We start from the raw sequence: 10727 nt of genomic DNA, 5'->3' as shown, positions 1-10727 counted from the left end.
CTCTGATTCGGAAATATATGCCATTGGCGAAGTCGCTCTTTATAACCAAATGATATACGGTTTAGTAGCTCCAGGGTATGATATGGCAGATGTAGCGGTTAATCAAATTTTGGGTAATCGCGATGTGGTAATGGCTGAGGATATTGATATGTCTACCAAATTAAAACTTATTGGTGTAGATGTAGCGAGTTATGGTGAACCGTTTATGCCGGTTGAAAAAGGGTACTCCATTATTTATGAAAACAAAACTAAAGATTTATATAAACGTGTCAATATAAGTCACGATGGTAAAAAATTATTAGGCGGTATTCTTGTTGGAGATGCTTCTGATTATAATATGTTCCATCAAATTTATTTAAACGGATTACCAATTCCTGAGGATGCCGAAGAATTAATTTTGGGAAGTAGAGGCGAAGGTGGTTCGTCCTTTGGAAGTGTTTTAGATATTCCAGATGTAGCACAAGTATGTTCTTGTGAAAGTGTCACGAAAGGCGATGTTTGCTGTGCTATTACTGATGGCGATTGCGCAAGTTTAGACGACGTTATTGCTAAAACAAAAGCCACTACAGGTTGCGGCGGTTGTAAGCCCATGGTTACCGATTTAGTAAACGAAACTTTAAAATCGTTAGGTAAAGAAGTCAAAACAACCATATGTGAACACTTTGATTTTAGCCGTCAAGAATTATACGACCTAATAAAAATTAACGAAGTACCAGATTATCAAGAAGCTCTTAATTTATTTGGAGAAGGTCATGGTTGCGAAACCTGTAAACCATTATTAGCGTCAATTTTTGCAACAATTACTATGGAAACGGCTAATAGACAGCCAACCATACAAGATACTAACGATAGGTTTTTAGCAAATATTCAACGTAATGGAACCTATTCTGTAGTGCCAAGAGTTGCTGGTGGTGAGATTACTCCAGACCAATTAATTGTTATTGGCGAAGTGGCTAAAAAATACGATCTATACACTAAAATTACTGGTGGGCAACGTATTGATTTATTTGGTGCTCAAATTCATGAGTTACCATTAATTTGGAAAGAATTGATTGATGCTGGTTTTGAAAGTGGGCATGCCTACGGAAAATCTTTAAGAACTGTAAAAAGTTGTGTAGGTTCTACTTGGTGTCGTTATGGAATGCACGAGAGTGTAACATTTGCCATTGATATTGAGAATAGATATAGAGGATTACGTTCGCCGCATAAATTAAAAGGAGGCGTTTCGGGATGTATTAGAGAATGTGCTGAGGCCAGAGGAAAAGATTTTGGATTGATTGCTGTTGATGGTGGTTGGAACTTATACGTTTGTGGAAACGGAGGTGCTACACCAAAGCATGCGGTTTTATTGGCAGAGCAATTGGATGATGAAACTGTTGTAAAATACTTAGACAGATTTTTAATGTATTATATTAGAACTGCCGGACCTTTAGTGAGAACGGCTCCTTGGTTGGATAAATTAGAAGGTGGTATTGATTACTTGAAAAAAGTGGTTATTGAAGATTCCTTAGGAATTGCTGAAGATTTGGAAACTGAAATGCAAGGACTGGTAAATAAGTACGAATGTGAATGGAAAGAGGCTATCGAGAATCCTGAAATGATGAAACGTTTTAAGCATTTTGTGAATTCTGATGATACAGATGATAATTTAGAGTTTGTTCCAATGAGAGGACAAAAGATGCCTAAGGCTTGGGAAAACTAAGCTTGAAGTTGGAAGTACGAAGTTAGAAGTGAGCAAGTTTGCGGATAGGTTAATGACTAATTACTGAAAACTAAAAATTGCAAACTAGCCCGCGTTAGGGATTGCAGAGGAAAGCCCATAGCCCGAAGGTGCGAGGACTTGTAACGTAAAGCCCGACCCTAGTGGTAACGCCCAAATAAAAATTTAGAATAAAAATAACACTTTTTAAGGATGGAAAATATATTAGAACAGTACAAATCAGTTACAGAAAAAGATGTAAAAACTTGGTTTAAAGTTGGTACGCCTGCTGATTTTCCTGAGGATAGTGGTGCCTGTATTAAGTATAAAACCAAGCAGATTGCAGTTTATAATTTTGCAAGAACTGGGAAGTGGTACGCAACACAAAATTTGTGTCCGCATAAAATGGAAATGGTATTGTCGTTAGGGATGATTGGCGATAAAAATGATATCCCCAAGGTGGCTTGTCCAATGCATAAAAAGAATTTCTCCTTGGAAGATGGAAGTAATTTGGCTGGCGAAGATTTAAAAATTGCGACTTATCCTGTTAAAATTGAAAAGGGAAATGTGTATATTGGCTTTTCGGACTAATACCTTACGAAAATGAAGCCAACGCGATTTGAAACTGCCATTGCATTAATTGATAAAGCAAACTCTGAAGATACAAACACGTACGAGGTTGCTGGAATGAATTACCCAAAAGAATTGTTATACTCGCAACGAATGACAAGAAAATTGTTGCAATTTGAACCAAATGCGTCTAAGGCATTACAAATTGCAGCGCGTGCACAGCATATTTGCCGTTGGAAAATTGCCCGAAATGAATACCCGATGGACCGCGTTGGTTACTTGAAATGGCGCGAGACTTTAAAGAAAATGCACGCTAATTTAACGGCTGAGATATTAAAACAAGTGGGTTTTGACGATCAATTTACAGATAGAGTTAAAGCTATTATTCTTAAAAAACTTATTAAGAAAAACGAAGAATCTCAAACACTTGAAGATACTATTTGCCTGGTGTTTTTAGATTACTACTTTGAGGAGTTTGCGGCTAAGCACGACGATGAAAAAATTATTGATATCCTTAAAAAAACATGGGTAAAAATGTCTGATAAAGGACATCAAGCTGCTTTAAAACTGCCATTCTCAGATAAAAGTTTGGATTTAGTAAAACAAGCTATTTCATAAATGTAACATAATGACAAAGTCGAGTAATTCATTAGACCAAAGAACGTTTGATAAATTACGCCGTTTATATATTATTGCTTTAAGTACCATTGCACTTTCAGTTATAGTGAGTCAAATATTAATACGCGCACATCTTAGCGGTCAAGAAAGTGATTCTAAAGTTATCAATGTAGCAGGCCGGCAGCGTATGTTGAGTCAGAAACTGACCAAAGAAATCGTATCACTTTCAGCAGAAACCAATCAAGAAAATCGCCTCCTTTTAAAAAATAAAATTAAAGAAACGCTTCATATTTGGGAGCTATCTCACAATGCTCTCCAAAATGGCCATGATAGTTTGGGCTTACCTAATAAGACTAGTAAAAATGTTAGTGCTAAGTTTAGCCTATTAAATCCTGTTTTTGATACCATTAGTTTTGCATCAAAATCCATCATAAAAAAAATAGAAAATAATCCGCCATTGCCTTTAGAGTTTTATTTACCTGATATTGATAAGGTGAAAGCTAAAGAAGCGTACTTTTTAACCATGATGGATGCCATTGTAAATCAATATGAAAATGAAGCAGAAGCAAAAGTTGATTGGTTGCGCAAATTAGAATTTTGGTTAACGTCACTTACTTTATTAATTCTGTTAGGCGAATTTTTATTCATTTTTTGGCCTGCTGCAAAATCTGTTAAGGCGGTATTAGCCGATTTGTTATCTGCTGAAAAGAAAGCAAAGAAAATGGCTTTTGATGCCGATGAATTAAGTAGATCAAAGGAAAAATCCATTAAAGAATTGCGTGCCTTAAATCGCGTAATGGATGAAACATTACTTTTTGCACGAATTTCACCAAATGGACAAGTCGTTCATTTTGGTGATAAATTTTCTAGATTATTTAAGTTTTCTAAATTTAATGAATCGGCTTTGTTTTGGAATGTCTTATCACGTGTTGAAACTGAACAATTAGCAATTGAAGAATTAATTCGAAAATTCAAAAAAACAGGTTGGCAAGGTGAGTTTAAAGCAACAGCAAAAGAAGGAAGAGCCATTTGGTTAGAAATGGCTGTTATTCCATTCAATCCTACTGAAGACAAATCGGAATTATTAATTATTGCATCAGATATTACCGAGAGAAAAATAGCCCAATTAGAGATTAATAGGTTGACAGAAAAGAGTTTTGAGGAGCAGATGAATCAGCAAAAAATTATTTCTAGTAAGATTATTGAAAACCAGGAAAAAGAACAAAACCGCATAGCCAAAGATGTGCATGATGGCATTGGGCAGATGCTAACTGGTTTAAAATATAATTTAGAAAGTATTGATACAAAAGATATTGCAAAGGCTACCTCAAAAATTGAACATCTAAAAGCGCTAACAACCGATATTATTAAAGGGGTAAGAACGGCCACTTTTAATTTAACACCACCTGAATTAACCGATCATGGCATTGTACCAGCAATTACAAAATTAACTTTTGAGTTGGGGAAACTTACCGGAAAGGAAATTGTGTTTTTTAATAAAACGGATTTCAATCAGCGCTTAGATTCACTAGCCGAAATTAATATTTATCGGATTACACAGGAAGCTATAAATAACGCCATTAAATACGCCGAGTCTACACATATTATAGTGTCGTTATCACACAGTAAAAAATTGTTAAGTATTGTTATTGATGATAACGGCAAAGGGTTTGATCCTGATAAGGTTAAACATGTAAAAACAGGCGATGGAGGCATGGGGATGACGTTTATGAAGGAACGTATTAAATATATTGATGGGCGTTTATTTTTAACTTCGGAAGAAGGAAAAGGGACTCGGGTTACCTTAAATATTCCATTAAATTAATAATATATTATGAAAAGAAAACTAATAAGTACAGGGTCTACATTCGAAGAGAAAATAGGCTATTCAAGAGCAGTTGTGCAAGGGGATTGGGTATTTGTATCGGGAACCACAGGGTATAATTACGATACTATGACCATTAGTGATGATATTGTTGAGCAAGCTGAACAATGCCTTATAAATATTAAAAATACTTTGGAAAAAGCTGATGCAAGTTTGTCTGATGTTGTTCGTGTTACATATATTTTAACGAATACTCATGAATTTGAAAAATGCTGGCCTATTTTAAAAAAATATTTTGGTACCATTAAACCTGCAGCAACCATGTTTTCTGCAGAATTGGCTGGTAGCAAAATGAAAATTGAAATTCAAGTAACCGCATTAAAATCTTAGGTTAATTCTTTTTTGATTGTCCGCAAAATATCATAAACCTATTAATTGTTTTATAATACCGACTCCTTTAAGGTGTTCTAAAAAAAATCAAATATTTGTTTTTAATCTGCGTAAATCTTTGAAATCTGCAGGATAATAAACAATCGTGAATTGCAAAATTTCCCCCAGAATTCACGGATAATCGCTGATTTTTTTTACCATTATAGCAAAAATCGAATAAACAGTATTCATTTTATGTGATTATTCAATTCCTCGAAATGACATGGAAATCTAATTTGAAACTTTTAGTCAAGTCGATATTAGGAGACATCGCACAAGATTTTATTATAAATCAAAGCTACTTATTAAAATTACGTAGTTTTCATATAAATACGTATTTTTGTATTTATAAATTTACTTTATGGATATTATTAATGTTGTACTTGCCGACGATCACGTTTTAGTAAGAGATGGAATCAAAGCACTTTTAGAAGATCAATCTGGAATTGTAGTTATTGATGAAGCATCAAACGGAAAAGAGGCTTTGGAAGTTTTAGCTAGAAACAAACCTCACGTGTTAATTATTGATATCCGAATGCCAGAAATGAACGGTATTGAGGCTGTTAGGGAAGTTAATAAAATCTATACAGATGTTCGGACTTTAGTGCTTTCCATGCATGATTCAGAAGAATACGTAGTGCAAGCTATTCAAGCTGGAGCAGATGGTTATTTATTAAAAGGTGCAAGTAAAGAAGAATTCCTTAAAGCGATACATAAAGTCGCCTCGGGTGGTAAATATTTTACAGGCGATGTTTCGGCTATAATAATGAATAACTTCGTAAACGGAAATACAAATTCAGCTGTTGTACCAAAAACAGAAATTAAAGAAGATCCTTTTAAACTCACTAAACGTGAAAAGCAAATACTTAATTTAGTACTTCAATTAAAAAACAATAAAGATATTGCTGATGAACTCAAAATCAGCAAACGTACAGCTGAAGTGCACCGTTTTAACCTTATGAAAAAGCTTGATGTTAAAAATTTGATGGAGTTGAGTAATAAGGCTAAGGAATTTGGCTTGGTTTAATCTTTAAATGAAAATGGATTTAATTTATTAGAAAAATATCCTGTTTTTTCTGGAATTACAATTTTGCATTTGGCTATTTTTTTGCTGATTTATAAGGTTAAAAAGAATGAGCCTACAGATTTTGATAATAGAAGTATAGCATCTTGGAATGTCTACATAAGTTCATGGGCAATAATAATTATTCGGTTCATATTTGCTTTTTTCTACTTTATAATTAGAATCGCCATGTTCTGAAATTCTCAAAATTCGACAAATTTCAAAGGCCATATTACAAATTCCGCAAAATCCACAATTCTAAATTATCAACTTCATAATTCTTTTTAATTACGTAATTTTTATATAAGTAAATTAAGTAAATATACTTAGTTTTGTATTATAAAAATACGTAATTATGAATACGATAAAACAAACAAAGTCCACAACATTAAAGCTTTATAACTTAAAAAGCTTACCAATACGTACATTTTGGATTACTGCTATATCATTTTTCTTATGCTTTTTTGCATGGTTTGGTATTGTACCGTTTATGCCAGATGTTGTTAAAGATTTAGGTTTAACACCAGATCAAAAATGGAACTCTATTATTTTAGCGGTTTCAGGAACTGTATTTGCACGTCTTTTAATTGGAAAATTATGTGATAAGTATGGACCGCGTTTATGCTACACCTGGTTACTTATGTTAGGTGCTATTCCAGTTATTCTATGTGGATTAGTACAAACTCCAACACAATTTTTGGTGTGCAGATTATTTATTGGATTTATTGGCGCATCATTCGTAATCACACAAGTACATACCTCTTTAATGTTTGCACCAAATATTGTTGGAACGGCAAATGCCACATCTGCAGGATGGGGAAATCTTGGTGGTGGTGCTAACCGATTAGGGATGCCATTAATTGCAGCCGCAGTAGTTGGTTTTGGTGTTGCCGAAGGGGAAGCTTGGAGATATTCTATGGTAATTGCTGGAATTGTTTGCTTCATTATGGGAATTATCTATTACTTTTTTACTCAAGATACTCCAGAAGGAAATTTTAAAGAACTAAGAGAATCTGGTATTAAAGTAGGGAAAAAGAAAGATCAAGTTGGATTTGGAACGGTTTTAAAAGATTACAGAACATGGATTTTATTTGTAGTTTACGCAGCTTGTTTCGGAATTGAATTAACCGTTTACGGAACAATGGATGATTATTTGCAAAACACGTTTCAATTGGAAAGAGTAACCGCAGGAAACATAGTATTATCATTTGCATTAATGAACATTTTTGCAAGAACACTTGGTGGATTCTTTGGAGATAAATTTGGAAAGTTAAAGGGCTTAAGAGGTCGTGTTTTATTCTTGGCAGCCATTTTAGCAGTTCAAGGTGTTATGTTAATGACTTTTTCAGCAACAACAAGCATTGTAGTTGGTTTTATATTTTTAATTTTATTTAGTTTATCTGTTCAAATGGCTGAAGGAGCAACCTTTTCAGTAGTGCCATTTATTAATAAAAAAGCTATAGGATCAGTTTCTGGTATTGTAGGAGCAGGAGGAAATGTAGGGGCGTTTTTAGCGGCGATGTTATTAAAATCACAATCGGCAGTAGCAGAAAAGGCAGCTATTGCAGCTAATGAAGGATTAGGTGAAGCCGCAGTAAATGCAGCACAATCAGCAGCAGCATCAGCAGCTGTTTCTAGTGGGTATTTCATTATAGGTGTGGTGGTTGTTGTAACAGCAATTGTTTCATTGGCTATTCGTTTTTCAACCGAAGATGAAAAAGTTGCCGAAATGGATTCAAATGTAAACGAAGAAGATCTTATTCCAATTAATATTTAAAATTAAAAGCGTCATACTCACAATTCCGCATAAGTGAAAATTAAAAAAGTATGCGATTGATAAATATAATTAATTATTTAAGGTGCTCATTATTATTAATTTAAAAATATAAAGCACCTTTTTTATGGTATTAAGAATAATAATGTATACACTTTAAAATAGTGAATAAATAGCTTAGTTTAGTATAAAATGTAGGTCCTGATGATTAAAAGCGAAGTAAAAACAACGTGTTCATATTGTGGTGTAGGCTGCGGCATTATTATTAAAAAAGATAGTAATAATAAAGTGTTGGTTGAAGGCGACAAAGATCACCCAGTAAATAAGGGGATGTTGTGCTCTAAAGGCATGAATTTACATTACGTTGCCAATGATACTTCCGATAGAATTTTATATCCGGAAATGCGCTGGAGTCGTTCGCATCCACGTGAGCGAGTAAGTTGGGACGATGCTTTAGATAGAGCGGCAAGTGTTTTTAAATCGATCATTAAAAAACATGGTCCGGATAGTGTAGCGTTTTATGTGTCAGGGCAGAGTTTAACCGAAGAATATTACATAGCAAATAAACTAACAAAAGGGTTTATTGGTACGAATAACATTGATACAAACTCGCGCTTATGCATGAGTTCTGCCGTGGTTGGCTATAAGAAAACTTTTGGTGAAGATAGTGTGCCAGTTTCTTATGAAGATATTGAATTGGCTGATACTTTTTTAATTACTGGAGCTAATCCAGCGTGGTGTCATCCTATTTTATTCAGGCGTATTGAAAAGCGGAAAGAAGAAAATCCAGATGTAAAGATTATTGTAATCGATCCTCGTAAAACAGACACAGCCAATTTTGCCGATTTACATTTACAGCTCAATCCTGGTACCGATGTTATTCTGAACAATGCCATTGGAAGATGCTTATATAAGCGCGGATTAATTGATGAGGATTTTATAAATAATCACACCGAAGGTTTTGAGGCCTATAAAGAGCTTATATTTAAAACGTCTTTAAAGCAAGCGTCTAAATTATGTGGTGTTGAGGAAAAAGATATTAGAAAAGCTGCCGACATTATTGGGCTATCAAAAGGCTTTATAAGCATGTGGACCATGGGGCTTAATCAAAGCGTTATAGGAACAGACAAAAACACATCACTTCTAAATTTATCATTAATTACTGGCCAAGTTGGAAAACCAGGAGCTGGGCCGTTTTCTTTAACAGGACAGCCAAATGCTATGGGCGGACGCGAAGTAGGAGGCATGGCTAATCTTTTAGCCGTTCATAAAGATTTAGGAAATGAAGAGCATCGTCGTGAAGTAGCACAGTTTTGGGGTGTAGATAAAATCAATCCGAAACCCGGATTAACGGCCACCGAAATGTTTGATGCTTTAGAAAGTGGAAAATTGAAAGCAGTTTGGATTGCTTGTACAAACCCATTAGTAAGTTTACCAAATTTGAACCGGATTGAAAAAGCCATGAAAAACGCCAAGTTTGTTGTGGTTCAAGAGATATCTCATAAGTCTGATACGGTTGCTTTTGCAGATTTAGTGTTACCTGCAGCAGCATGGTTAGAGAAAGAAGGCACCATGACGAATTCTGAAAGACGAATTTCTCATTTACCTAAAGCAATTGAAGCGCCGGGTGAAGCCAGACCAGATGTTGAAATCTTTTGTGATTTTGCGCAGCGGATGGGTTTTAGAGGTTTTAACTTTAATAATGCAAGCGAGATATATGATGAATATGCATCCATGACCAAAGGCACAAATATTGATGTGTCTTTTTTGAATTATGATCGGTTAAAAAATGAAGGCACGTTTCAATGGCCAGTTCCAGAACACAGACATCAAGGCACACCACGATTGTTTGAAGATAAAAAGTTTTATACACCATCTCAAAAAGCACAATTTAATTTACCAAATTCAATTGAAAATACATCGGATCAACCAAATGAAGACTTTCCATTAATTTTAACTACAGGTAGAGTTAGAGATCAATGGCATACCATGACCAAAACAGGAAAGGTGTCGCGCCTAAAAACACATTACCCAACACCAGTTTTAGAAATTCATCCAGTTGATGCTTATTTAAATAAAATAAAAAACGGTGATATTACAGAAATAAAAGGCGAAAATGGACAGGTAAGAGTGAGAGCAAAAATTACAGATACTATTAAAAAGGGCGTGGTATTTTTGCCAATGCATTGGGGAAAACAATTGCAAAGCAACCTTAATAGAGCTAACAATTTAACCAACACACATATTGATCCTGTTTCCAAAGAACCTGATTTTAAATTTACACGAGTATCTGTTTCAAAATATAAAAAAGTAGCCGAAAAAATTATTGTTGTAGGTGCTGGTGCTGCGGCTTTCAGGTTTATTCAAAATTATAGAGAACAAAATGAAACCGATGAAATTCATGTGTTTTCAAAAGAACCAAACCTATTTTATAACCGAGTTTTGTTACCAGAATATGTTACTGAAGAGTTATCATGGGAGCAGCTTTTAAAAATTAAGGAGAAAGAATTAGGTAGACTAAACATTCAATTACATCCTGAAACTTATATTACTGAAATTTGTAAAGTTGAAAAGTATGTAACTGATAATACTAGTGAAACTCATAGTTTCGATAAGTTAATTCTAGCAACGGGAAGTCGAGCGTTTGTTCCTAAAGATGTACAGATAGATTTACCAGGTCGTTTTACTATGCGTAATAAAAGTGATGCCGATAGGTTTAAAAACTACTTAAACGCCACAGGATTACCGC

At 34.5% G+C, this 10727-nt stretch carries 8 protein-coding genes; all 8 read left to right on the top strand.

Annotation, left to right across the window (positions count from 1 at the left end; translation table 11 throughout):
- A partial coding sequence (gene nirB / locus WBN21_RS08345) for a nitrite reductase large subunit NirB (RefSeq protein WP_424199261.1) occupies positions 1 to 1702 on the top strand: 1702 nt, incomplete at its 5' end.
- Positions 1703 to 1912: 210 nt separating this feature from the next.
- Positions 1913 to 2290: a nitrite reductase small subunit NirD gene (nirD, locus tag WBN21_RS08340; RefSeq protein WP_424199259.1), complete on the top strand. Its 378-nt coding sequence runs from the start codon at positions 1913 to 1915 to the stop codon at positions 2288 to 2290.
- A gap of 12 nt (positions 2291 to 2302) precedes the next feature.
- Positions 2303 to 2887 carry a DUF4202 domain-containing protein gene (locus tag WBN21_RS08335; protein WP_424199257.1) on the top strand — a complete coding sequence of 195 codons (585 nt, stop codon included), beginning with the start codon at positions 2303 to 2305 and terminating at the stop codon, positions 2885 to 2887.
- Between the two features lie 10 nt (positions 2888 to 2897).
- The gene (locus WBN21_RS08330) at positions 2898 to 4712 is read left to right on the top strand and encodes an ATP-binding protein (RefSeq protein ID WP_424199255.1); all 1815 of its coding nucleotides are present in this window, start codon (positions 2898 to 2900) and stop codon (positions 4710 to 4712) included.
- A 9-nt stretch (positions 4713 to 4721) separates the two neighbouring features.
- A complete protein-coding gene (locus WBN21_RS08325; protein WP_424199254.1) occupies positions 4722 to 5102 on the top strand; it encodes a RidA family protein in 381 nt (126 codons plus the stop codon).
- A gap of 400 nt (positions 5103 to 5502) precedes the next feature.
- Complete coding sequence (locus WBN21_RS08320) at positions 5503 to 6168, top strand: response regulator (RefSeq protein ID WP_424199252.1); 666 nt, start codon at positions 5503 to 5505, stop codon at positions 6166 to 6168.
- Positions 6169 to 6559: 391 nt separating this feature from the next.
- Positions 6560 to 7981, top strand: coding sequence for an MFS transporter (locus WBN21_RS08315; RefSeq protein WP_424199250.1), 1422 nt, complete (start codon positions 6560 to 6562; stop codon positions 7979 to 7981).
- A 201-nt stretch (positions 7982 to 8182) separates the two neighbouring features.
- The coding region (locus WBN21_RS08310; protein ID WP_424199248.1) for a molybdopterin-dependent oxidoreductase at positions 8183 to 10727 on the top strand (2545 nt) is incomplete at its 3' end.

It is taken from the genome of Algibacter sp. (assembly GCF_049667265.1).
Classification (GTDB): Bacteria; Bacteroidota; Bacteroidia; order Flavobacteriales; family Flavobacteriaceae; genus Algibacter_B.
The sequence above is the reverse complement of the archived record's forward strand: the minus strand, read 5'-3'. Positions and strand labels throughout refer to the sequence as shown.

What these genes read in the sequence shown, in the direction of transcription:
- nirD (WP_424199259.1), top strand. Translation starts at nt 1,913, where the DNA reads ATGGAAAATATATTAGAACAGTACAAATCAGTTACAGAAAAAGATGTA.
- WBN21_RS08335 (WP_424199257.1), top strand. Translation starts at nt 2,303, where the DNA reads ATGAAGCCAACGCGATTTGAAACTGCCATTGCATTAATTGATAAAGCA.
- WBN21_RS08330 (WP_424199255.1), top strand. Translation starts at nt 2,898, where the DNA reads ATGACAAAGTCGAGTAATTCATTAGACCAAAGAACGTTTGATAAATTA.
- WBN21_RS08325 (WP_424199254.1), top strand. Translation starts at nt 4,722, where the DNA reads ATGAAAAGAAAACTAATAAGTACAGGGTCTACATTCGAAGAGAAAATA.
- WBN21_RS08320 (WP_424199252.1), top strand. Translation starts at nt 5,503, where the DNA reads ATGGATATTATTAATGTTGTACTTGCCGACGATCACGTTTTAGTAAGA.
- WBN21_RS08315 (WP_424199250.1), top strand. Translation starts at nt 6,560, where the DNA reads ATGAATACGATAAAACAAACAAAGTCCACAACATTAAAGCTTTATAAC.